Annotated in this window: 19 protein-coding genes and 2 pseudogenes; 12 read left to right on the top strand and 9 right to left on the bottom strand. The window is 60.9% G+C overall.

What is annotated here, in order from left to right:
• Together ASG84_RS16860 and ASG84_RS16855 are read right to left on the bottom strand one after the other, a co-directional pair.
• Positions 1-999, bottom strand: a complete 999-nt coding sequence (locus ASG84_RS16860; protein WP_057478204.1) for a LacI family DNA-binding transcriptional regulator — start codon at positions 997-999, stop codon at positions 1-3.
• Between the two features lie 330 nt (positions 1000-1329).
• Complete coding sequence (locus ASG84_RS16855) at positions 1330-2706, bottom strand: MFS transporter (RefSeq protein WP_057478192.1); 1377 nt, start codon at positions 2704-2706, stop codon at positions 1330-1332.
• A 355-nt stretch (positions 2707-3061) separates the two neighbouring features.
• Between ASG84_RS16855 and hisD the strand changes: the two genes are divergently transcribed.
• The 7 genes from hisD to ASG84_RS16820 all read left to right on the top strand — a co-directional run bounded on the left by hisD (position 3062) and on the right by ASG84_RS16820 (position 10062).
• Positions 3062-4405: a histidinol dehydrogenase gene (gene hisD, locus ASG84_RS16850; protein WP_057478191.1), complete on the top strand. Its 1344-nt coding sequence runs from the start codon at positions 3062-3064 to the stop codon at positions 4403-4405.
• Between the two features lie 4 nt (positions 4406-4409).
• A complete protein-coding gene (locus ASG84_RS16845; protein WP_057478190.1) occupies positions 4410-5156 on the top strand; it encodes an SDR family NAD(P)-dependent oxidoreductase in 747 nt (248 codons plus the stop codon).
• A 45-nt stretch (positions 5157-5201) separates the two neighbouring features.
• On the top strand, positions 5202-6170 hold the full coding sequence (locus ASG84_RS16840; RefSeq protein WP_057478189.1) for a 3-hydroxyacyl-CoA dehydrogenase family protein: 969 nt from the start codon (positions 5202-5204) through the stop codon (positions 6168-6170).
• The gene (locus tag ASG84_RS27075; RefSeq protein WP_082521051.1) at positions 6170-6361 is read left to right on the top strand and encodes a diguanylate cyclase domain-containing protein; all 192 of its coding nucleotides are present in this window, start codon (positions 6170-6172) and stop codon (positions 6359-6361) included. Before ASG84_RS16840 ends, ASG84_RS27075 begins: the two co-directional genes overlap by 1 nt.
• A gap of 905 nt (positions 6362-7266) precedes the next feature.
• The gene (locus tag ASG84_RS16830; RefSeq protein WP_057478187.1) at positions 7267-8109 is read left to right on the top strand and encodes an HpcH/HpaI aldolase/citrate lyase family protein; all 843 of its coding nucleotides are present in this window, start codon (positions 7267-7269) and stop codon (positions 8107-8109) included.
• 30 nt (positions 8110-8139) lie between these two features.
• Positions 8140-9258 (top strand): tartrate dehydrogenase, encoded by a 1119-nt coding sequence (locus tag ASG84_RS16825; RefSeq protein WP_057478186.1) that lies wholly within the window; start codon positions 8140-8142, stop codon positions 9256-9258.
• A 3-nt stretch (positions 9259-9261) separates the two neighbouring features.
• Positions 9262-10062, top strand: coding sequence for a fumarylacetoacetate hydrolase family protein (locus ASG84_RS16820; protein WP_057478185.1), 801 nt, complete (start codon positions 9262-9264; stop codon positions 10060-10062).
• Between the two features lie 407 nt (positions 10063-10469).
• Here the strand turns inward: ASG84_RS16820 and ASG84_RS28645 are convergent, their stop codons facing one another.
• The 4 genes from ASG84_RS28645 to ASG84_RS16805 form a co-directional block, all read right to left on the bottom strand.
• Positions 10470-10892 carry a WhiB family transcriptional regulator gene (locus ASG84_RS28645; RefSeq protein ID WP_327213083.1) on the bottom strand — a complete coding sequence of 141 codons (423 nt, stop codon included), beginning with the start codon at positions 10890-10892 and terminating at the stop codon, positions 10470-10472.
• A 434-nt stretch (positions 10893-11326) separates the two neighbouring features.
• The gene (locus ASG84_RS16815; protein ID WP_235581703.1) at positions 11327-12868 is read right to left on the bottom strand and encodes an SLC13 family permease; all 1542 of its coding nucleotides are present in this window, start codon (positions 12866-12868) and stop codon (positions 11327-11329) included.
• A gap of 585 nt (positions 12869-13453) precedes the next feature.
• A complete protein-coding gene (locus ASG84_RS16810; protein ID WP_057478183.1) occupies positions 13454-14413 on the bottom strand; it encodes a phosphoglycerate dehydrogenase in 960 nt (319 codons plus the stop codon).
• A 259-nt stretch (positions 14414-14672) separates the two neighbouring features.
• Positions 14673-15836, bottom strand: a complete 1164-nt coding sequence (locus ASG84_RS16805) for a mandelate racemase/muconate lactonizing enzyme family protein (RefSeq protein WP_057478182.1) — start codon at positions 15834-15836, stop codon at positions 14673-14675.
• A gap of 201 nt (positions 15837-16037) precedes the next feature.
• On the opposite strand from ASG84_RS16805, the gene ASG84_RS16800 reads away from it, so the two are divergent.
• Entirely contained in the window at positions 16038-16733 is a 696-nt protein-coding gene (locus tag ASG84_RS16800) for a GntR family transcriptional regulator (protein ID WP_082521050.1), read from the top strand.
• Positions 16734-17337: 604 nt separating this feature from the next.
• Positions 17338-17613, top strand: a complete 276-nt coding sequence (locus tag ASG84_RS28245) for a DUF3500 domain-containing protein (RefSeq protein ID WP_235581702.1) — start codon at positions 17338-17340, stop codon at positions 17611-17613.
• A 369-nt stretch (positions 17614-17982) separates the two neighbouring features.
• Here ASG84_RS28245 and ASG84_RS27800 read toward each other — a convergent pair whose 3' ends face one another.
• The gene (locus ASG84_RS27800; RefSeq protein WP_057478180.1) at positions 17983-18573 is read right to left on the bottom strand and encodes a TetR/AcrR family transcriptional regulator; all 591 of its coding nucleotides are present in this window, start codon (positions 18571-18573) and stop codon (positions 17983-17985) included.
• A gap of 58 nt (positions 18574-18631) precedes the next feature.
• On the opposite strand from ASG84_RS27800, the gene ASG84_RS27060 reads away from it, so the two are divergent.
• Complete coding sequence (locus ASG84_RS27060; RefSeq protein ID WP_162248354.1) at positions 18632-19792, top strand: lipase family protein; 1161 nt, start codon at positions 18632-18634, stop codon at positions 19790-19792.
• Between the two features lie 708 nt (positions 19793-20500).
• On the opposite strand, the gene ASG84_RS28240 is transcribed toward ASG84_RS27060, so the two are convergent.
• Positions 20501-20659: a TetR/AcrR family transcriptional regulator gene (locus tag ASG84_RS28240; RefSeq protein WP_235581701.1), complete on the bottom strand. Its 159-nt coding sequence runs from the start codon at positions 20657-20659 to the stop codon at positions 20501-20503.
• Positions 20660-21034: 375 nt separating this feature from the next.
• On the opposite strand from ASG84_RS28240, the pseudogene ASG84_RS16770 reads away from it, so the two are divergent.
• Together ASG84_RS16770 and ASG84_RS28640 are read left to right on the top strand one after the other, a co-directional pair.
• A pseudogene (locus ASG84_RS16770) lies at positions 21035-21549 on the top strand (aldehyde dehydrogenase family protein); the annotation flags it as partial.
• 32 nt (positions 21550-21581) lie between these two features.
• Positions 21582-21830 (top strand): annotated as a pseudogene (locus ASG84_RS28640) (3,4-dihydroxyphenylacetate 2,3-dioxygenase); the annotation flags it as partial.
• 612 nt (positions 21831-22442) lie between these two features.
• Here ASG84_RS28640 and ASG84_RS27795 read toward each other — a convergent pair.
• Positions 22443-23093: SMP-30/gluconolactonase/LRE family protein (locus ASG84_RS27795; protein ID WP_235581700.1), on the bottom strand; the 651-nt coding region annotated here is incomplete at both ends.

The raw sequence follows: 23093 nt of genomic DNA, 5'->3' as shown, positions 1-23093 counted from the left end.
TCAGCCGGTCGGAGCGTGGGCGGTCGAGCCACGAACGACGATGTGGGATCGAAACCTGAGGGTCTTGAGCGGCGATGTGGGATTGTCGATCCGCTCGAGCAGAGCCTGCGCGCCCGCCTCGGCCATTTCTCGACTCGGTTGATGCACTGTGGTGAGGTCGAAAGCGGGCCATCCCGACATGGTGATGTCGTCGTACCCCACGACCCAGAGATCCTTTGGTACCAGAACGGCCCGCGTGCGGGCGGCATCGAGCGCACCCAGTGCGATCAGGTCGTTGCTGCAGAACAGTGCAGTGGGAGGCTCAGCGGACGCCAAAAGTTCTGTGGCAGCGCTGAATCCGAAGTCATGACTGAACGCCCCGGTGAATATTTTGTCGGGGTCGAGCGGTGTGTCGAGTTCAGCGAGTCGGTGCTCGAACCCTGCTCTGCGGTCGCGCGCCGTGCTCGCTACCGAAGGGCCGCCGATGAACGCGATGCGTGAGTGTCCGTTGTTCACGAAATAGTCGGCTACAGCAGCTCCACCGTCTGAATTATCGCTCGACACTTGGTCGCAGGCGAGGCTGTCGACGATGCGGTTGATGAGTACAACAGGGCTGTGACGGTTCAGAGCCGCCCGCAACGGTTCAGACGATTCAGTGACCGTTGTGAAGATGACGCCGTCGACAGACCCGGCGTGGATGGCACCGAGCGCCGCATTGTTACCAGGTCCATCGGAGTTCCATAGAGTCACCTTCTGGCCAGCTAGATCGAGCGTGTGTGTGAGCGCTTCGAGAATCTCGGGATAGAACGGGTTACTGAGATCTGCGACTACGACTCCGACGGTGTTCACACGGCCGGTTTTCATCGCTCGGGCGCCGAGATTCGGCACGTATCCGACCTGTGATGCCGCTTCGAGTATGCGAGCGCGAGTGGCCGCGCTGACCGTTCCGTTGGTCAACGCGCGCGAAACGGTGGCCTGAGAAACTCCGGCCAGTTTGGCTACATCTCTGCTCGTCGCCATCCGGGCGTGCATTCCTTCCGCGCAGGGATTGTTCTTCGTCGACGGGATTCGTCGGGCGGGTGTGCATGACAATGGTCTCATGGTCATGACCTGAACGTTGCGTGGCTCAACGTCGTGCCCGCACGAGCTATCAGAACATGGCACTAGCGATGATGCCTGAATACGTACACATCGTTCTCGAACACAACGCCACGTTGTGGCGAAACCGCAGTGTCTACCTGCTCAGGAACCTCGATGGCGTTCAACGAAGACAGGTCGACCCCGCGCACACGACCTAGGTGATTGGTCGCGAACGCGGGGCCATGACAGACGGACGTCGAACCGACGTGGTTATCTACCTGTTGTCGGATCGTGTTCGAAGCTCAGTCCGCGGCGTGCACGCACTGCGGGCGCGGTTTCCGGGGACCACAGTGCACCGGCGATGGTGATCAGCGACGTGAAGATCATGTACCCGGCGACGAGCCAGTATCGGTCGAAATCCGGCCCGATCATCGCTGTTGCGAGCAACGGTGCGAACCCGCCGGCGAGCACTGCGGCGACCTGAGGGCCGACGGATGCGCCGGAGTAGCGCAGCTTGGGTTCGAACAGCTCGGTGAAAAACGCAGGCTGTACGGAGTAGCAGAGGTCGCGTCCGATATTGCAGGTGATCACCAGGACGAGAAGAATCATCAGGAAGTGGCCGGTCTGCACTGCCCAAAAGAATGGGAATGCCATCAACGCCATTGTCGCTGCACCTGCAAGGATGGTATAGCGCCTGCCGACGGTGTCGGAGACCCATCCCCACAGCGGGATCGTGAAAATGCCGATGCCTGCCATGATCATTATCGCAAGGAGAATAGTATTCTTCTCGATCAGAATTTCGGGTCCATAGGCCAACAGGAACGTCGTGTAGATGTAGTAATTCGCATTCTCTGCGAATCGAACCATGATGACACGGAGGATCGTGACAGGACGCTTCTTGATCACCGCGACGACGGGGAGCTTCTCGATATCACCCTTCTTCTTCAGTTCCTCGAAGACGGGCGACTCGGCGACCTTGCTGCGGATGTAGAACGACAGTGCAACGAGAAGGATCGACGATAGGAACGGAAGACGCCATCCCCAAGATTCGAATGCGTCGGTCGGCATCGCCGAGAGGGCAAGGAAGAAGGCACCATTGGCCAGCAATGTTCCTGCAGGAACACCGATCTGAGGCCACGAGCCCAAGAACCCTCGCCGTTCGGCAGGTGCATACTCTGTGGCCATGAGTGCCGCTCCGCCCCATTCCCCGCCGACGCCGAGGCCTTGAACTATTCGTAGTACGACCAGCAGGATCGGTGCTGCCACCCCGATCGTCTGGAAGTTCGGTAGGCACCCGATCGCGAACGTACCGAAGCCCATCAGCCCGAGCGTCATCATCAACATCTTCTTGCGACCTACTCGGTCTCCGAAGTGCGCAAAGACGACGCCACCGATCGGACGGGCGGCGAACCCGATGGCGTATGTACTGAATGCGAGCAAGATGCCGGTGAAAGCGGAGACATTCGGGAAGAACTGACTGTTGAGGATGATTGCGGCGGCAACGCCGTACACGTAGAAGTCGTACCACTCGATGCAGGATCCGAGCACGGAGGAAACCAGTGCGCGTTTTCGCATCGCTGGATCAATAGCAGCATCGCTGACGGTCTGACCGGACAGGTGCGGATGCGCCGCTGAATTGGTGGTCATGGAGTGCTCCATAAAGGTGGTGGGTGTGCGCCTGTGAGTGGCGCAGGTAACAACGCTGGAGCGTAAAGTGTATACGTATGCAACGCAGATGTCTCAAGTTTTCACCCTCCGATCCGGGCAAGCATGCAGCCGTCATCTGACACCTGACGCCTGGCACCCGCCGCAGCGTCGCAGGGGTGCAGTTCGGAGCATGCGGCGTGAACTACGGGGAATTCGGCGGTTGATCGTCATTCTTGCCCATTGCATTGGTGAGTGCATACGTATACAGTCGTGAGCAGTGATCGGGACCACTTTGCCGACGCAAAACATCGAAGCAGGCGGGTGGACCGCCTGAAGTACAACGAGGAGAGTCGCCATGACGAGTGCTGTCATCAATTCGTCCGTCCCCACTCGGGACCTCAAGCTTCCGGAACGGCAGAGCGTCGAGCGCGGCAGTACCGCGTCCGTTCGATCCACGGTCGAAGGCGTCATCGACGACATTCGTAATCGCGGTGATGCCGCAGTCCGCGAGTATTCTGAGAAGTTCGACAAGTTCTCGGCCGAGTCCTACTTACTGACCGAAGAGCAGCTCGACGAGATCATGGCACGGGTCCCCAAACAGGTCATCGACGATATCGTGTTCGTGCAGGAACAAGTCCGTGTCATGGCGCAGAAGCAGCTGGAGTCGCTCGCAGACTTCGAAATCGAAACTCTGCCAGGGGTTTTCCTGGGGCAAAAGAACGTTCCTATTCAGGCCGCAGGCGCATATATCCCTGGTGGGAAATATCCACTGTTGGCCAGCGCGCACATGACCATCATCACCGCCAAGGTTGCAGGAGTGCAGCGCGTAGCAGCATGCACCCCGAAGATCCGCGGCGAGGTTCCCGACGCGACCATTGCTGCAATGCGCCTGGCAGGTGCCGACGAGATCTACCTGCTCGGGGGCATTCAGGCTGTTGCAGCTATGGCCGTCGGAACGGAAACCATTCGTCCTGTCAACATGCTGGCAGGACCGGGCAACGCCTTTGTCGCAGAGGCAAAGCGTCAACTGTTCGGCGAGGTCGGAATCGATTTGTTCGCCGGTCCTACCGAAGTGCTCATCGTTGCCGACGAGTACGCAGATCCATTCATCGTCGCCGTCGACCTGCTTTCTCAAGCCGAACACGGCCCCGATTCGCCTGCGGTGTTGATCACCACCAGCGAGGATCTCGGCCGCAAGGTCATCGAGCACGTCGACAAAATCCTGATCGATATGCCTACCCGCGATTTTGCGGCTGTTGCGTGGAAAGACTGGGGCGAGGTGCGGGTCGTCGAAACACTCGATGATGCGTACACCCTCGCGGACGAGTATGCGTCCGAACATGTGCAGATCCTTACCCGAAATCCGCGTGAGGCGCTGGAGAAGATGCACGACTACGGCGCACTCTTTCTCGGCGAGGGAACGTGTGTGTCGTACGGAGACAAAGTGATCGGGACCAATCACGTGCTTCCGACACGCGGCGCTGCTCGATACACGGGAGGCCTGTGGGTGGGCAAGTACCTGCGCACGGTCACCTACCAGGAAGTGACCAATACGGAGTCGAGCGCCTTCTTCGGCGAGCTGTGTGGACGTGCCGCACGCGTCGAGTACTTCGAAGGCCACGCTCGTTCCGGTGACGTGCGCGCAGCCAAATACCGTGGTCAGAAGCTTGCATGGTCAGATCACGACTTCACGGCCTGATCGGATGACTCACTTCGATCTCACCGGCAAGACTGCGCTCGTCACCGGTGCCGGCCGCGGCCTCGGGAGGGCCATCGCCGATGGCCTCGCCGAGGCGGGCGCGGTCGTCTACGGCACTAGCCGTAGCGAAGAAACTGCGAAACAGATATCCACTCGTTACGGTACATTCGCGGTCCCGATCGAGATGACCAGCGTCGCGTCGATCCGCACGGGAGTTGCACAGGTCCTCGAGCGCAGCGGCGGAATCGATCTGCTGGTCAACAATGCCGGCATCAACATCCCGAAAGCGGCCGTGGACATCACCGAGGAAGACTGGGACTCGGTGCTCGACACGAACTTGCGCGGAAGTTTCTTTCTGACAACCGAATTGGCGAGGACGTGGCTTACAACATTGCAGCCAGCGGCGGTGGTCAACGTTGCCTCGCAGGCGGGGCTCGTTGCCATCGAAGAACGTGCGTCCTACGGAACGAGTAAGGCCGGCTTGATCCACCTGACGAAGAATCTGGCGCTGGAATGGGCACCGAAGGGCATTCGCGTCAATGCCGTTGCCCCGACGTTCGTGCGCACCGAACTCACCGAGTCGACGCTGAACAGGCCCGAGTGGGCTGCGGAGTTGCAATCTCGCATTCCGATGGGTCGTTTCGGCGAGCCTGACGACGTGGTCGGTTCGGTTATTTTCCTTCTAAGCGACGCAGCCGCGCTGGTCACGGGCCACACAATCGCCATCGACGGCGGCTATACGATCCGGTGAGCTAGGTCTGCTCGGCAGCGACGGCCACCCCAACCCGAGGAAGAAATGACAGACTCACACAAGCCCACGCGAACGGCAGTGATCGGCTCCGGATACATGGGCGGCGGTATTGCGCAAGTTCTTGCTATGGCCGGCCATCCCGTGGCGCTCGCTGACGTCGATGCGCAGACTGCTGCACGGTCACGAGAGCGCCTCGTCGGGGAAGCGCAGCACTACGAGGAGCTTGGGCTATTTTGCGCCGGGTCGGTCACGCGGGTCCAGGAAAATCTGACCGCATCTGAGTCAGTGGAAAGTGCTGTTGCGCAGGCCGAGTACATCACCGAGGCCGTGCCCGAAACACTCGAAATCAAGCTCAATATACTGCGACGAATCTCGAAAGCCGCTCTACCGGAGGCGATCATAGGAACGAACACCTCCGCGATACCGATCGACGATCTGGCAGGGGAGGTACTCCAGCCAGGGCGATTCCTCGGGGTGCACTGGATGAATCCGGCGCCCTTCATCCCCGGCGTCGAACTGATTCCGAGTGGTTCGACGGACAGTGCGACGGTCGATTTTGCCGAACGGTTTATAGGTTCCCTCGGCAAGATCACCGCCCGTGTTTCAGACACCCCCGGGTTCGTGGCCAACCGCTTGCAGTTCGCACTGTACAAAGAAGCGCTTGCAATCGTAGAAGAAAAGACGGCAACCCCACATCAGGTGGACGCCGTCGTGAGTAATACTTTCGGATTTCGGCTTGCCTTGTTCGGCCCCTTCGCCATCGGCGACATGGCAGGACTGGACGTGTACGCGGGCGCATACAAGACTCTCGAAAAGGCTTATGGGGAACGCTTCGCCGCCCCTGCTCTGTTGACGTCGCTCGTCGAGCAGGGACGGATCGGAATCAAGTCGGGTGCCGGAATTCTCGATGAAATCGGGGACGGGAAGGACGCGCTGCTCGCGTATCGGGACAAGGCCTATGCCCAGCTGGCTCAGCTGCGCGCTGAACTGGGACCTGCTCCTGGTTTTGGCTGATGGGGAGACTCAGAGCCATCAACGACTCCGACGGCCATGTGGCCGGCGACCGCATCCTCGGCCGCGTCGCCGATGTCATCGATGTCATCGGTGACCAACTGGGCTGCGAGGACACCCTGCTGCGCTACGTCGGAGACGAATTCGTCTTCTCAGTACTGGGCCCGCGCTTGGCCGACATCACAAGACGATAGCGATGGTCGCAGCGGCGTGGCGCGACGGCGACAACATAGCCATCACGTGCGGCATCGCGTTCGCCCACAACTGTTCGACGGTTGCCGACGCGATCGAGCACGCCGACGAAGACCTATACCGGCAACGGCGCGCCTTACGGACACCGCCAACCGCTGAGCAGACCGGCTACCACTTAATCGGTGATCACCCGGACCGGTCGCCCCGGATCGACTAGCATTGAAACTGGACAAAGCAGTCAACAAGAGGAGTGGGGAGCACAGGCGAACTCGACCTCGATCGACGCCATTCTCACCAACCTGGTGTCCGTGCAACCGCTGTACCAACGTAAATTTCATTTCGCGCACCGTCTCATTCGAAACGCCAGCTCAGCACAGTTCGACGCTGCAGCCCCGTCGGCAACCCTCTCCAGGTTGCCGCTTACGGACTTCTGACCAGCCCGAGCACCCGCGGCAACGGCTGCCGCGGGCATCCCCCCGGACGGCCGGTCTGTGGCTGTCGAGCCGGACATTCCGCCCGCCGTCGCGAAACGGATCGCGAGCGCCGTGCAATCGTCCAAGACTTCACGCTTCCATCGACTGAGAACACGAGGCACCTTCGGCACGCTCGGCTCCGCATGATCGAGTGGCCCCACCAACGGCTACGCAGGTAGTGCAATCCAGCAAGCGGCCACGGGATGGGGGCGCGGTAGCCCTGAGTGGTCACCAGGCCTCGGCGACCGCCACGCTCCTGGAGGGGCCCGAGGGTAACAACAAACGGCTGAGTCAAGCTTCAGCCACAGTGCCCCTTGCGTGCATTCTTATAAGATGCAAGACTGCGGTGGATACGGTGGCTGAGGTAAGCGAAGCGCAGGACCGGGTGACCCCGGACCTCGCCGATCCGGCCTCGACAGGAAGTAGGTACGACGATGCGGCAGCACAGTGGTGTGCAGCCACGGGTGAGCTCGGAGCGCTCACGGTCGTGGATGCTGGTGAACGGCAACCGCCCCGATGCCTTCGATGACGCGGCGCGGGCGTCGGCCGATCAGATCATCTTCGACGTCGAGGACGCCGTGGACACTCGGTTCAAGTCGATTGCACGCACCCACGTTATGAACTGGCTCGGCCACAATTGCGCATGGGTTCGCATCAACGATCGGTTGTCGGAGCACTGGTCGGATGACGTGGATCAGCTTCGTAACTCGCCGGGATTGAGCGGAGTCGTGCTGGCCAAGACCGAGGACCGCTCTCAGGTGACGGAGACCTTCGATCGCCTCGGTGGGCGTATCCCCGTGATTGCCCTTATCGAGTCCGCGCTCGGTGTCGAGGAGTCGACGGCCATCGCCTGCGCACGAGGCACCTTCCGGCTGGCCTTCGGCAGTGGTGACTACCGTCGAGATACCGGCGCAAGCGCACATGACAGCGCGATGTCGTATCCGAGGAACAAACTGGTCGTTGCCAGTCGAATCGGCAAACTACCGGGGCCGATCGACGGGCCGACGGTCTCGGTCGAAGCGTCCGAGGTCGAGGAGCAGTCGCTTCTCGCGGTTGCGCTGGGTATGACGGGAAAGCTGTGCGTGGGTATCGATCACCTGTCGACTATCAACACGTCCATGAGCCCCGCCTGCGCGGATCTGATCTGGGCTGCGGAGTTCCTCGCCGATTTCGAGTCCCGCGGGTCGGTGATACGCGACGGAAGCGATCCGCCCCGTCTCGGGCGAGCACGGGCCCTGATCGAACACGCACGTGCACTGGGCATTCAATCAGTCTGATCGAGCTTTTCCACGAACGGAGATCCCCTTATGGGCGCAACACATCGCATTGCTGTCATTCCCGGTGACGGCATCGGAAAAGAAGTAGTTCCGGAAGGTTTGAAGGTCCTTCGAGCTGCTGCGTCGGTGTTTGAGTTTTCGCTCGACTTCGAGCATTTCGACTTCGCCAGCGCCGATTACTTTCTGCGGACCGGCCAGATGCTCCCCGACAACTGGTTCGACACGCTCGTGTCTTTCGACTCGATCTTCTTCGGTGCTGTCGGGTGGCCAGAAGTGGTTCCCGATCATGTGTCGCTGTGGGGGAGCCTGCTCCAGTTCCGCCGTCACTTCGACCAGTACGTGAGTTTGCGGCCGGTCAAACTTCTACCCGGAGTTCCGAGCCCGCTCGCTGGCCGTGAGCCCGGTGACATCGACTTCTATGTCGTACGTGAGAACACCGAGGGCGAGTATTCGTCTATCGGCGGCAAGATTTTCGACGGGACCGATCGCGAGATCGTCACCCAGGAAACGGTGATGACCCGCACGGGAGTCGACCGAATTCTCAAGTACGCCTTCGATCTTGCACAGACTCGCCCCAAGAAGCACCTGACGTCGGCGACGAAGAGCAACGGAATTTCCATCTCCATGCCGTACTGGGACGAGCGAGTCGAAGCTATGGCCACCGGATACCAGGACGTACGCGTAGACAAGTATCACATCGATATTCTGGCGGCTAATTTCGTCATGCACCCGGATTGGTTCGACGTGGTCGTCGGAAGCAACTTGTTCGGTGACATTCTTTCCGATCTGGGTCCCGCATGCACCGGCACCATCGGGATCGCCCCGAGCGGCAACATCAACCCCGAGCGGACGTTCCCGAGCCTGTTCGAACCAGTCCACGGGTCGGCACCGGACATTGCAGGACAGGGAATCGCAAATCCCATCGGGCAGATCTGGAGTGCGTCGATGATGCTCGATCATCTGGGAGAGTCCGAGGCGGCGGCAGCGTTGATGAGCGCAATCGAAAGCGTGCTCGCCCACGGAGGAGACTCACTTACTCCCGATATGGGCGGATCTGCCACTACGAACACCCTCGGCGACAACATCACCCGAGAGTTGATCCGGCTGACGACCGGCTCGGTGACCACGATGCAACAGATGAGCACCTGAGAAATGGCTTACGCTCGTTACGAATACAGCGGCGAGGTATCGGTCGGGTGGCGTCGAGACACGACGATCTTCCCACTCGATGCAGGTTCGGTAGGCGATCTGCGTCGCGGCTCGCCACAACCCGAACACAGCCGATCTGTTCCCACAGCCGATGTCAGGCTGCTTCCCCCGGTTACCGACACATCGAGGATCATCGGCGTGGGCATGAACTATTACGATGCCCTCCCCGTCGGCGTTGCAGCCCCCGCCTACCCGGTCTTCTTCACGAAATTCGTGTCCTGTCTGATCGGCGCATACGATCCGATCGAGATGCCCTCGGAGTCGGTGGCGGTGGATGCCGAAGGCGAGTTGGCGATCGTGATCGGTCGCCGCGGGCGGCGTATCCCGGAATCGAGCGCGATCGATCATGTTCTCGGTTGCACGGTCACCAATGATGTGACCGTGCGTGACTTCCAAAGTTTGAGCGCACAGTGGCTGCAGGGCAAAGCCTGGGATTCCACCACTCCGTTGGGACCGTGGATTGTTCCATACGAGGACATTTCGCCCGATGCGCGGATTCGTACGATGATCGACGGCGTTCTGGTGCAGGACGGATGCATCGACCAGATGATTTTCTCGGTGCCGAAATTGATCTCACTCATCTCGACGTTCATGACTCTCGAGGTCGGTGACGTGATTCTCACCGGAACGCCAGCCGGCAACGGCCACAACAGAACACCTCGCGTGTACCTGACGGAAGGCCAGACAATCGAAGTGAGTATCGATGGCATCGGCTCCGTCCGCAACGTGGTGACCGCCGGATAGTCCTGTCGTCCAATGCCTCAACAAATGTACCCGCACTCGATACGAGGGAGTGCGGGTACATTCACGATTCAGTTACTGCTTCGGTTACCGGTCTCTCTCGTCGGGATCGCGTTGGGTTCCAGTACGGCCGGACTGGGTCGGGTTCGTCCACATATGCCTTAGAGCCGCGAGCGTGGTCGAGACATGCGGTCCGGACTAGACGATCAGGGCCGGCGTTTGGCGCGCAACTCGTACCTCACGAGCGACTTCCCACGCGATCCAGACGACCGGACACACACGGATGCGCGTCGGGATCGTGTGATTTTCTCCGTGCCTGTCTTGATTGCGATCACCTCCACTGTCTGGTGACGCTCGCACTGGGCGATGCACGTCGTGCTGTTGACGCGCCTCGACCGGCTCCTGCTCATTCAGCGCTGTACGGCGCTTCGGTCACGCGCTGGCCTCAGATAGGGCTTGCGCGGCATTCCGATCGAGTGCGGTGCAAACGGACGGACATTTTGGCTCTGGGTGTTGGGTTCTTCCGCGCGTTCCACGGGTGAGGTCGACTGGGACGGGCTACGCAGCCGAAACCGTTCGATCGGGGTCAAGCCTCCCCACACCCCATACGGTTCACCGCTGTCGAGTGCATAGCGGAGGCATTGATCGCGTACGGGGCAGGGCTGGCAGATTCGTTTTGCCACTTCTTCGGCCCGTGCGCGAGAACGTCCCCTGAGACCGTGCGGCGGGAAGAACGTTCGAGTGCTGTGGTCGCGGCACCCGGCTTTTAGTTGCCAATCCCATACGTCAGCTGTCGGCCGGGGCAGTGCGATTAACCCGAAATCGTTGCGCACTGACTAACCTTTCTCTGAATCGGTTGGTAACCGAGGAGTTGGGCCTGCCGCGAGATGTGGCCGAGTCGGAGGCCGGTGGCCGGTTGGATTGACGCTCCGATGCACTCGGAGCATCCGGGAACTCGATCCTGTTTGCACGCAGGCTATTTCGACGACCGCCACCACGTTGCCGACGAAGCGTTCCCGTTGGACGTTGTCGAGATGTGACACGCGCTTGGTTCGTGCTGATTGGTTTGCCCAGACAGGCAGTCTCACTGGAGCCACCGATCCGATCTCGGTGAATCCTCCAGCGAGACTGCCCGATTGCCTCCGCTGTCCAGCTATGTGCCACCGGTCGGCCGTGATCGGTCTATCGGACTTTCCGGTTCACACGCTCCACGCGAGCGGGATCACCGAGCATCCGGGTCGTCGAGCAGTTGGACCATCGGAGCCTGCTATTGGAACTCGGGTGGCGCGGTGAACAGGTCGATTCCCCAGGCGTGAGGTAAGAAGAAGAACGTTGCGGCCACGAGGAGGAAAAGCGCAGCGAGGTTGATCCAGAACCCGATTCGCACCATGTCCATGATGGCGATTTTCCCGGTTCCGAACATGACTGCGTTCGGGGGTGTGCCCACGGGCAACATGAAAGCGCAGTTCGCGGCCATCGCGGTGGGCACCATCAGCAAGTAGGGGTGGACACCCAAAGCCAGAGCAAAGGCTGCCATGACGGGAAGAATCATGGTCGCCGTTGCAGCGTTCGAGGTGATCTCCGTCAAGAAAAGAACTAGCGCCGCCGCGACGATCACTACGAGCACGATGTTGAGGCCGTCGAGCACCAGTAGCTGGTCCCCGACCCACTCCGAGAGCCCGGTGTCGATGAACCCTGCAGCGATGGCCAACCCGCCGCCGAACAGCAGCAGAATTCCCCACGGGATCTTCTTGGAGTCCTCCCATTGCAGGATCCGCGTTTCGCCGCTGTTGCTGCGTGTGGGCATCATGAACAACACGATGGCCGCGGTGACTGCGATCATTCCATCGCTGATACCGGGCAACAGGTCATCCCAAATGAACCCGCGAGTGATCCACATGAACGCCGTACTGACGAAGACGGCGAGAACTACTTTTTCTTCGGTGGAGAGTCTTCCGAGCAGTGATTTTTCCTGCAGGATCACATCTTTGCCGCCCGGGAGTTCGGCAAACCCGAAACGGTACACGACAAAGGTCAGATAGAACCAGGTGAAGGCAAGAAGTACAACGACGATCGGAACGCCGATAAGCATCCATGCACCGAAGCTGATGGTCTGCCCGAACAGTTCCCCGGAAACAGCGGCAAGAACAGCCAGCGGGGGAGTGCCGATGAGTGTGCCGAGTCCCCCGATGGTCGCGGAATAACCGATGGCGAAGACGATGCACTTCTCGAACTTCGGTATCTCATCGACGTATTCACCGTCTTTGAGGGCCTGTGCAGCTTGGTAAGCGACTGCGAGGCCGACAGGAATCATCATCATTGTTGCCGCGGTATTGGAAACCCACATGGAGAGGAAGGAGGTGGCAACCATGAAGCCGAGGATGATCCGTCGTGGGCTCGTACCGATCATCGCGACGATGGTCAGTGCGATCCGTTTGTGGAGGTTCCATTTCTCCATGGCGATGGCCAGAGAAAAGCCGCCGAGGAACAGAAAAATGATGTCGTTGCCGTACGCGGAGACAACAAGGTCTCCATCGACCGCTCCGGTGAGAGGAAGTAGCACCACAGGCAGCAGTGAGGTCACCGGAATCGGCACGACCTCGGTAATCCACCATGTTGCGATCCACAACGTGGAGGCCAGAACAGCGACGCCTCCTGATGAAAGGCCCTCCGACCGGAACAACAGCAGGGTCAACACGAACAGGAGCGGACCCAGAGCGAGGCCGACCAGCCGAGCAGTGGTGTAGCCGCCGGGAGGCCCGCTCTTCGGCGCTTGCTCCTCACTGCGAGGTCGATCCGGTCGATACATCGACGCCGGCGAGCTTCCACCCGACCGCGCCCCGACCGGTTCGGAACTGTAGGAGCCCCGACCGACGGAGAACAGTACGAATCTCTTGATTTGCCGATGGGACTCCCAGAGTTCGTCCCAGACCCGTTTCGCGGAATACGCTGACATGTTCTACCCTTCTAGGTGGTTGCTTTCATTCACCGAAGCGTTCGCGAGCGGCACTCGAAACACGGTCCGGTGGATGTAGAGCACGAAACTGCATTTATGAACGCTGCACGCAACGTTAAGCAGGACATGGACTTGCCACAGCCGATGCGGAACGTCTCCGCAAAGATTCATCCGGCCCGGAGATGGCTGCGGTGTTGTCGGTGGGCCAATTTTTTCAATGACCGATCTCTTACAATTCCAGTGTCCAAGGTGTACGCATGTGCGTTCTTGATACTCACACGCGCACCACGGGCATCGTCGGACCAGAGCAGTTCATTCCGGCACGGAAGACACCGAGCTATCTATTGTGCGGCAGCCCACGAAGATTGAGGAAGCTGCCGACGGCTAGGTCTTCGCACGCCGTTCACGCTGAATGTCAAGGCTGCGATCGGCTTCGAATCACCTCGCTGCCGTCTCGACGGTGTTGACCGCGCTTTGTGGGTGCCGGTCATCCAACACTGCGACGATGTCGCGTGCGGCGGCAAGGCTTGCTTCGGCGCGTGCTTCCCGGGTTTGACCCGCCAGATGTGAGAGCGACACGACATTGGGCATCTTCAGGAGGGGGTTGTCGACGTCGACGGGTTCGCGGGCGAACACGTCGAGCCCGGCACCCGCAATGTCGCCGCACCGTAGAGCGTTGATGAGTGCGGGTTCGTCGACGAGCGAACCGCGAGCTGTATTGATCAGGTACGCCGACGACTTCATCGCCGCAAGGCTTTCTCGGTCGATGATCGGCGCACCGGCGGACTGCGCTCGTGCATGCAATGTGACGAAATCCGATTGCGTCAGGAGATCGTCTTTGGCGACGTAGTCGACGTCGAGGTCGGAGGCAGGGTGGCCAGTAGAAACCAGAACGGACATGCCGAATGCCCGCGCCAATTCGACCACTGCTCGACCACTGGGCCCCAGCCCGATGACGCCCAGGGTGGCACCTCGAAGTTCTCGGGTGTCGTGTCGGGGCCAGGTGCCGTTCTTGACGCCGTCCACAGTTTCACCGATGCGCTTGGCGCACATCAGCAACAGGGCCATGGTCATTTCTGCGACGGCATTCTTGTTGGCACCGGGGGTGTTGCACACAACAATCCCTCGGGCAGTCGCTGCAGCGACGTCGATCGAGTCGTATCCCACGCCGCTGCGCGCGATGACGCGTAGCGATGTCGCTGTTTCGAGCATCTGAGCAGTGACCGATTCGCCGGCAATCAGCGCCGCGTCGGCAGAGAGCAGCAGATCAGCCATCTCGCCCTCGGGACGCCGACCGATCGCCGGACTGTGCACTGTTCGATGACCGGCGGCCCGTAGCAAGTCGTCCACCTGATCGCCGGGCGCGAGATAGTCGGTGGTGATGAGGATTGTTCCCACGGTCGCGGCACTCCTTGGCCTGTATCGAAATAGTTCGTGGTTCGGAAGGGGGTCTGAACCGCCAGCACTCTTCGCCCCTTGTTTGCCTGCAGTCGTCGATAGAGGCCTGCAGGCAGCAATCTTGTCGCGGTACGCGCCGCAGCTTCGTTGGAATTCGATCGAAGTTCCAGCGAGACAACGATTTTTGGTGTGCTGGCAGAGCTACCCAAAGCTATGGTCTTGCCGGAGTAGCTCTGCCGCGATGTGGAGCCAGGTTCGGTCAGTAAAGTTTGCGGAGTACCTCGTAGAACTTTGCCTTGCCCTCGAATCCGATGCCGGGGGTCTCGGTGAGGCCGACGCGGCTGTTCTCGACCACTGCCCCGTCGGCGAATCCGCCGGTTGGCTGGAATTCGCCGGGGTAGGACTCGTTGCCACCGAGCTTGAGCGCTGCTGCGATGTGCAGCGAGAACTGGTGTCCGCCATGCGGAATGCACTGGCGTGAAGACCAGCCGTGGTCTTTGAGCATCTTCTGGATTCGCAGGTATTCGGTGAGTCCATAGCTCAGCGCGGGGTCGACCTGGATGATGTCGCGGTCCGGGCGCATCCCGGCATAGCGGACAAGATTGCGTGCATCCTGCAGCGAGAACAGGTTCTCACCGGTTGCGATGCGTCCGGAATAGTTCTCGGACAGAACGGCATTGAGACGGTAGTCGAGGGGATCACCGACCTCCTCGTACCAGAACAGGTTGTACTGCTCGATGGCCGCGCCGTATTCGAGAGCGGTAGCCAGATCGAACTTTCCGTTCACATCGACCGCGAGGCGCTGCCCGTCGCCGCCGAGCACTTCGAGTACGGCCTCGATGCGCTTCAGGTCTTCGGCGAGATCGGCACCGCCGATCTTCATCTTCACCACGTTGTAGCCCTGGTCGAGGAAACCGCGCATCTCGTCCTGCAAGTCGGCGAGGGTCTTGCCGGGCGCGTAGTAGCCGCCTGCGGCGTAGACGAACACCGAGTCATCGGGCTGTCCGTCGCCGTGCTTGTCCGAGAGCCACCGGTAGAGCGGCTTTTCGGCGATCTTCGACGCGAGGTCGAACAGGGCCATGTCGACGACACCCACTGCGACGGAGCGTTCTCCGTGTCCGCCCGGCTTCTCGTTGCTCATCATGAAGTCCCACGCGAGGGTGGGGTCCAGCTCGCCTTCGGCGTCGAGCAGGGCGTCGGGTGCCGCGTCGAGCAGGCGGGGGATGACACGACGGCGGAGGATCTCGCCGGCGCTGTAGCGCCCGTTCGAGTTGAAGCCGTAGCCCACGACCGGTTCGCCGTCGCGCATGACGTCACTGACGACTGCCACGATCGAGCAGTCCATCTTGGAAAAGTCGATCCACGCGTTTCGGATCGAGGAGCTGATCGGGACAATGCCCTCGTGAACGGAGATGATCTTCATAGGTGCCTCTCTCATATCTTATAAGGTGTAAACGACGGTAGCCCAGAGTGACGGCGAACACAACCCCTACTTATAAGATGCGAAATGCTGGCGAGGTATCTTATAAGAACTATGGGGTGTGGGTGTAGGGTCAGTGATCGACAACCCGGACCAGGAGCAGCCCCGACAGGGTGTGCCCATAGCGGAGAGGCAGGTCCAGCAGTGACCGCTCCTACCAATGTCTTCTCCAGCAAAGGTGAAGTCGCCTACGCCGAGCTGCGCGCCATGATCCTGATGGGCACTCTCGACGCCGGATCGAAACTGGCGCAATACGAGCTCGCCGACCGGCTGCACATGAGCATCACCCCGATCCGCGAAGCGGTACGACGACTCAGTAGCGAGGGGCTCATCGAGCTCGACAATCACAAGAACGTGCGAATTGCGCCCATGAGCGCAGCGGAAGCGCGTCAGCTGTTCGAGGTTCGGCTGTCGCTGGATCCAACAGCTGTCGAGTTGGCTGCCGATCGGCGAACAGACGAAGACATCGAAGACATGCGTGCGGCCGCGGGAAGGCTACTGCCGGTCACGCAGAAGTGGGGCGAGGACGCGTTGCGTGCGCACCGAGATTTCCATCGCGCGCTGTACCTGGCGTCGCACAACGACGTCCTGATCCGCCTGCTCGATGACCTGTGGGACAAATCCGACCGCTATCGACGCATCGGGCTCGAACTGCCACCCGGTGCCGAACCACGCACCGTCGACCACCAGGAACACTTCCGAATACTCGAACTCATCGTCGCACAGGACGCGCAGGGGGCTGCAGATCTCATGCGTCAACACATCGTGAAGAGTCTGACGGCCGCCGCCATCGATGCACTCGAAGACCGAGAACACAAGTTGTGGCAAACCACAGCTTAAGTGAACTGTCGATAGAACAAGAACACTTCGTCCCGGTCTGGGGACGCCTGGTGGACGGTGAGATGCTTACGGTGCCCGTCGGGCGTCGCAGTTGCTGAGTTCTCGCGCACGACAACAGGTGTGGACGCCGCTCGCTCAGGAAGCCGTTTCCATATGATCGACCCTGCCCAATTTGCCGGAAGAGATGGTCGGTCATTCATTTCTCGTAAAGGTGCGCTCGCACGTCGAGCGTGACGCAGGGAAGGGATGGGTGGTACGGGCTGGCGAGATGCGGTAAACCCTGGTGTTCGGCGGCCCCGGTGGCGGTATGGAAGGACCGGTGACGTCCGTGAACCTCGTCTACGATCGCGCCGTCCGCGTTGACGGCGATCGCCTGCAAATACGGCATGTCGCTCGACTTCGCCTTGGAAGCGCAACCGACGGAGTACGACGGCGTCCTCAAACCACTCGCGGACGACGAAGGCATAGGCTTCGATCTGCTTGCGGCTTTGGACGAAGGCCAGCGCGCTCACGCGGTCTCCACGCCGTCGCACCAGCGGATTTTGTCACTCGTCAAGTTCCGAAGGTCGGGGCGTTCGAACACCCCGACCACTACGACCTCGGAATGCCCGGGTACTCCATCACCGACGCCGACAGGGTCGCGCTCAAGTTCATGCGAGAGGACCCGTCGGGAATCGGCGGCGGGGAGTTGACCGAGGACCAGCAGCAGATCCTGCTGTCGTTGGTCGACTGCTACCTTGATCGACTTCCCCTGGAGGCCTCGGACCGTCATCGGCGCGGATTGCGGGACGAGGGAATCGATGGCATCTACTTCGCCTGGGTCGGTGCTCAGAAGCGCCGTGCGCCACACTACTTTCGGTCCAAAACGAGAAGTTCTTGATCGAAGCGGTCAACGCGATGGGGGCGGAAATCATCCGCACGCAGTCCTGCGCGACTTCGACAAGGATTTCGGTGCAGGGATTTTGGCTTCTCAGGCCGGGACCGATAGCAAATGGGGCAGAGGGCACCTCGACAGTCGCTCCATCTCGAGCGCCGACGCCGATCCCCACATCGAAACCAGCCGTCCATCGGCTGCAGCCGTTCCACAGGAGTACAACAGATGAGTCCAACGGGCCACTTTCACCCCGGCCCGGCCATCGATCATCTCCGTACCAGAATATTTCGTAGGCGGTCCCGAGCCCGTCTCAGCCTTCACCACCGACATCGTCTCGGAGAGTCGCGAAGCAGTGCGCGACATTGCGATCGACGTCTACGTATCGAACAGGGCTCGTATTCCGTGCCGAATTCGGTCTGCCGACGGCGCAGTGGACTCGTCGATCAAGTGCGCCATGAGGACGCCGTCCGCATACGCGACCAGCTGCATCGCCATGTCCGAATTTGTATGGGCTCCGGCAGTTCCGGCGCATAGCAGATCGGCCAGCGCGATGAAGCGGTTTCGGGCCGCCCTCATCACCGTTGCCAGTTCCTGCTGACGGGTCGCCTCCAGCAACAACGTGTATCGGGCCAACAGGTACCGTCGATTGTCCGGGAGCAACCAAGCAAGCAGCACATCGGTCAAGACGGTTGCCGATGTCTCGGCATCCCAAGGCATGTCGGGTCGTTCTTTCAAGACCGGGTCGAGCACCGCTTCCTCATGCACGACAAGTGCGTCCACAGCGGCTCGAAGCAAGTCCATGCGGCGGGAGAAGACATTCGAGCTCGAACCCTCCGGCAGGTTCAACGATCGATCCAATCGTCGATGCGTCAACCCGTGGGCACCCTCCGTTGCCAACAGATCGACGGCACCGAAGGCAATCTTCCGACGCCGCTCGGATGACAGGGAATCGCTGACTCTGCTCATCGCTTTAGTGTATGAATACTACGATCGTAGTCACTTCACCTGTAGTCAGGAGCGTTCGATGAAGTTAAGAAAACTCTGTTTCGGAATTGCCAGCGGCCTGTGTGCCGCCGGCCTGTTGTTCGTAGGAAGCGCGTCGGCGGTTGCGCAGCCCACCTCGACCGTCGAGGATCGAGGCCCTGGACGGATCGAATCCGCCACGCCCGTGGATGTACCCGGATTCACCGCTGCTCTGGGAGCGCCGGTGAACGCGTGGCGTCTGCTCTACTCGTCGACGGACGTGCGGGGCAACCCCATCACCTCGAGCGGACTCCTCCTCGCGCCTGCAACAGGTGGCATTAGGTTGATCGGAATGGGGCATGGCTCAGTGGGATTGGGGGACCAATGCGCACCCTCTCAGACATATCCTCGTATGGCCGATCCGGAGGTACCCGCTGCTATCGAACACCTGCGGCGAGGCTCCGCCGTGGTCGTGTCGGACGGGCAAGGTCTCGGAACCCCGGGCTTACCGACGTACATGGTCGGCCAAAGCGCTGGCAGAGTAATGCTCGACGCGGTCAGGGCGGCTCTTTCATTTCCGTCAGCAGTGCGCGCCGATGCACCAGTCGGGCTGACGGGCTATTCCGAGGGCGGTGCAACAACGGCCTGGGCCGCGCAACTTCAACCCTCCTATGCACCCGAGCTGCGGATTGCGGGCGTTGTGTCCGGCGGTATGGCCGCCGATCTCGGCAAAGCCGCCGCGCAGCTCAACGGCCACCCGTTTGCGGCATTCATGCTCCACACCGCGGTCGGCCTCGACACCGCCTACCCAGAATTGCGGCTGTCGGACTACCTCAGCGACCGGGGCCGTGAGCGACTACCCGCACTGCTCACCACCTGCTTCTACGAGGCGGTCCCTCGGGAAGCGTTCAGCACGATCGATCGATTCACCACTCGAAACCCGCTCACTGATCCATCGTGGCTCGCACGACTCGAAGAGAACAACCTAGGTGCCGAGGTTCCCGCCGTACCGATGTACATCTTCCACGGCGAGCAGGATGAACTGCTACCTTTCGAGCCGGTCGAAGCTTTGAATCGAACCTATTGCGAGGCAGGAGCTTCCGTAACGTTCCGTTCATATCCGAGTAGCCACTTCGCGACGTTGCTCCAGGGCTCGACCGATGCTGTCAACTGGTTGCACAGCAGGCTGGACGGTATTCCTGCCACTGGATGCAACGCCTAGGGTGTGTCTGCCAGATCTGGATGTGGTTGTACTGAAGAATGTTCGGTTTATCAAGGATCACGATGCTCGGTGATGCTTAGCGGGACATGATCGAACCGTCGTTGCCGTCGTCGGTGCCTGTGTGGGCGGGCGTTCGGGAGCAACCGCCAGGTGGTCGATCGCTACAGGACGGGTGTCGCGTGGCGTGGCCCGCCGGCGGAGTTCGGTCCGGGGCAAACGGACCCGAGAATTCGGAGTTGAACTCCGTTTTGCAATGACGCTGTCCGGCAGGTCAATTCGCTGCAGTTGCACACACAAATGGAAGCGGTGTGCAGCGGCCCCGTCGGGAACATCACCCCCCTGGCGCATGCGTGTTCTCCGGAGTAGACCTTCAGGCAATCGGAAGCCTTTCGGCTCGCTGGTCAGTTGGCGGTAGTGGTCCAGCCCGCGTGCTGAACGGCGCGTAGGACCGTGACCGAAGAGTCATCAATGAGAGCTTTGCTGCTGACCCATGCCGTTTCGAGAACGCCCAGGAACAGGTCGCGGCCACGGACCCAAGGGTGCGCACGGTGGTCGCGTTGAGCGGCTGACAGAAAGGCGTCCGGTGCCGTGATGAAGTTCTCGCATGTAGTCTCCAGCGGCGACGACTCCTCGGAAAATGCATCGCGGAGCGATCGGGAAGCCCGTCGAACGCGGTCGCGTACTGGTAAATCGCATCGAGCCACTGCTTCAGGGCGCGGCCAGCAATTGTTTCTCACCTTCGATCGCGTCGCGACGGGCGAACAATTCGTCGTACCGAGCCTGAAGTAAGGCCGCGATCAGCGCTTCACGGCTCGGAAAGTGCCGGTACAGCGTCCCCGGCCCCACTCCTGCGCGACCTTGAGTCAATGCGATCGGTTCCGCGCTTGGGGGGGGGGGGGGGACTGGACTCTGCGCGCATCGTAAGTTCCTTCGTCGCCGAAACGGAGACTACCTTCCCGCGTGTCGGCTGCCAATCCGCGCCACCCGCGAGCAGATTTCGGGAAAGGGCTCGGCGAGAACAGCGCCTGGCAATAAGCACACTGCGGTAATGAGGCAAGCCGACCGGCCGCGATGAAGGTCGCGTGCATCCTGCCGGACATGTCCTTGACACCTGAGCCCTGGCGCGTTTTGCTCCGACAGGCAGGAAGATGTTGTAGTCCTGATGTGCTGTCCAGCAACAAGAGCTGACGGATCCGCCCACTTTCCCCAGGTGTAACTAGGGCGGCTGCAGTCTTCATAATCGCCCTCGTGCACCCCGAGCACTACGACAAGGTCATGAGCTACATCGAGATCGGCAAGTCCGAGGCGCGTCTCGTGGCGGGTGGCGGCCGGGCCGACGGTTTCGAGCAGGGCAACTTCCTCACCCCCACCGTCTTCGCCGATGTCGCACCGGACGCCCGAATCTTCCAGGAGGAGATCTTCGGGCCCGCCGTGGCCATCACCCCGTTCGACACCGACGACGAAGCACTCGCACTGGCCAACTGAGTCAAATACGGTCTGGCTGCGTACTTCTGGACCAACGACCTCAAGCGGCCGCACAACTTCGCCCAGGCGATCGATGCCGGGATGGTCTGGCTGAACTCGAACAACGTCCGTGACCTCCGCACCCCTCCTTCGGCGGTGTCAAGGCATCAGGACTCGGCCACCAGGGCGGCCACCGCTCCATCGACTTCTACACCCAGCACCAGTTGGTGCATATCACGCTCGGCGAGGTGCACAACCCCACCTTTGGCAAATCCGGCGCAGACCACCACTGACCCCCACCTACTGATCTCCTAGGGACCTCGACATGACCCTCACCTCCTCGTCGCCGGATCCCGTCGCGACAGCGACCAGCCCCGGGCGCTCGACCAACCCCGTGCCGACCCCAAAGGCCACGCCCCCGGACGTCCTGCGCTGCGCGTACATGGAACTGGTCGTCACCGACCTCCAGCGCTCCCACAACTTCTATGTCGACGTGCTCGACCTCGTCGTCACCGCCGAAGACGAGAACGCCGTCTACCTCCGCTCGTTCGAGGAGTTCATCCACCAAAACCTTGGGTCTGAATCTCACCTGCCCTGTCTGCGGCGTCCTATTCAACCCGCCCGGTTCAAGGCGCGCCGCGTGGCGGCCCTAACAGCGGGGGCGGGCACGGCACACGGCGACGTGATTTACATGTGGACTCCTCGGCAACCAACCAGTAGCGAAGCCGTATCGTCACCGATTCGATGTCAGAGGTGGTGTCGAGCTCGCTGAATTGTCGATGCTCCTCGGTCACGATAGGACGGTCACACCCCTAGCCGAGGTGACCAACCGCTCGACCTCCTCACCGCTGCTTTGCCGCACAGCCACCGATGTCAGGCGAGACCTTTCGGATAATGCAGCGGCAATCCCGTCTCTCCGACGCCGAGTTCGAGGATCGCCCATTGACGTGGGTCGATCGCCAGAAGGCCGTGATTGGACACGATCAACGAGGTTCCTCGGAACGCAACCGACGCGGGAGTCGAGTACGGAATCGAGCGGGTCACGCGATCCACCAGAGTCGGTAGCTCGGCCACCATCGCGCCGTTGTTCGGGTCGACCACCTGGATCGAATTGATGAACGGGTTCGAGATCGGCAGATAGATGCGACCGCTCGTTCCGATGGCCATACCGTCACCCTGCGCGACNGTTCGGGTCGACCACCTGGATCGAATTGATGAACGGGTTCGAGATCGGCAGATAGATGCGACCGCTCGTTCCGATGGCCATACCGTCACCCTGCGCGACAACCGCCACGCGCTCCAACGGACCGGGTGAACCATTGGAGTCGAGCGCAATTCGGTAGACGACGCCACGGCCGATCGCGCTGACATCCGAGGTCAGCGACATGGTCACCACGAAATTCAGTCGTCCGGCAGCGTCGAACTGCATACCGTTGACACTGTAGATCGATGCGAAATCGGCATTCTGATACCAGATCTCGGCTCCCCCACCACCCGCAGGCACCTTCCAGATGGTGGCCTGGTTCAGATCGCTCACGTACATGGATCCGTCGGGGGCGAACGTGGCCCAGTTCGGCCAGGCCGGCCGGTCGATGGGCGACGGTTCGCAGGGCACACCTGCGGCCCCAGTGCATGTCGGCAGATTCGCGAATGTCGCGTAAACCGATTGCGTTCCGGTCGCGGGATCGATCCGCACTGCCCGGGCACCCGAGTAGTCGAGGGCGTACACCCGGCCGTCMCCGTCGAGAGTGATCCCGTTGACGCCGTGCTCGGCAGGTTCGTGATCCATCAGGGTGTAGGTAGCGAGCAGTCGGCCGTCCGAATCCCAATGCCACAC

The organism is Rhodococcus sp. Leaf278 (assembly GCF_001426085.1).
GTDB lineage: Bacteria > Actinomycetota > Actinomycetes > Mycobacteriales > Mycobacteriaceae > Rhodococcoides.
The sequence above is the reverse complement of the archived record's forward strand: the minus strand, read 5'-3'. Positions and strand labels throughout refer to the sequence as shown.

What these genes read in the sequence shown, in the direction of transcription:
- ASG84_RS16860 (WP_057478204.1), bottom strand. Translation starts at nt 999, where the DNA reads ATGGCGACGAGCAGAGATGTAGCCAAACTGGCCGGAGTTTCTCAGGCC.
- ASG84_RS16855 (WP_057478192.1), bottom strand. Translation starts at nt 2,706, where the DNA reads ATGACCACCAATTCAGCGGCGCATCCGCACCTGTCCGGTCAGACCGTC.
- hisD (WP_057478191.1), top strand. Translation starts at nt 3,062, where the DNA reads ATGACGAGTGCTGTCATCAATTCGTCCGTCCCCACTCGGGACCTCAAG.
- ASG84_RS16845 (WP_057478190.1), top strand. Translation starts at nt 4,410, where the DNA reads ATGACTCACTTCGATCTCACCGGCAAGACTGCGCTCGTCACCGGTGCC.
- ASG84_RS16840 (WP_057478189.1), top strand. Translation starts at nt 5,202, where the DNA reads ATGACAGACTCACACAAGCCCACGCGAACGGCAGTGATCGGCTCCGGA.
- ASG84_RS27075 (WP_082521051.1), top strand. Translation starts at nt 6,170, where the DNA reads ATGGGGAGACTCAGAGCCATCAACGACTCCGACGGCCATGTGGCCGGC.
- ASG84_RS16830 (WP_057478187.1), top strand. Translation starts at nt 7,267, where the DNA reads ATGCGGCAGCACAGTGGTGTGCAGCCACGGGTGAGCTCGGAGCGCTCA.
- ASG84_RS16825 (WP_057478186.1), top strand. Translation starts at nt 8,140, where the DNA reads ATGGGCGCAACACATCGCATTGCTGTCATTCCCGGTGACGGCATCGGA.
- ASG84_RS16820 (WP_057478185.1), top strand. Translation starts at nt 9,262, where the DNA reads ATGGCTTACGCTCGTTACGAATACAGCGGCGAGGTATCGGTCGGGTGG.
- ASG84_RS16815 (WP_235581703.1), bottom strand. Translation starts at nt 12,868, where the DNA reads ATGTATCGACCGGATCGACCTCGCAGTGAGGAGCAAGCGCCGAAGAGC.
- ASG84_RS16805 (WP_057478182.1), bottom strand. Translation starts at nt 15,836, where the DNA reads ATGAAGATCATCTCCGTTCACGAGGGCATTGTCCCGATCAGCTCCTCG.
- ASG84_RS28245 (WP_235581702.1), top strand. Translation starts at nt 17,338, where the DNA reads ATGCCCGGGTACTCCATCACCGACGCCGACAGGGTCGCGCTCAAGTTC.
- ASG84_RS27800 (WP_057478180.1), bottom strand. Translation starts at nt 18,573, where the DNA reads ATGAGCAGAGTCAGCGATTCCCTGTCATCCGAGCGGCGTCGGAAGATT.
- ASG84_RS27060 (WP_162248354.1), top strand. Translation starts at nt 18,632, where the DNA reads ATGAAGTTAAGAAAACTCTGTTTCGGAATTGCCAGCGGCCTGTGTGCC.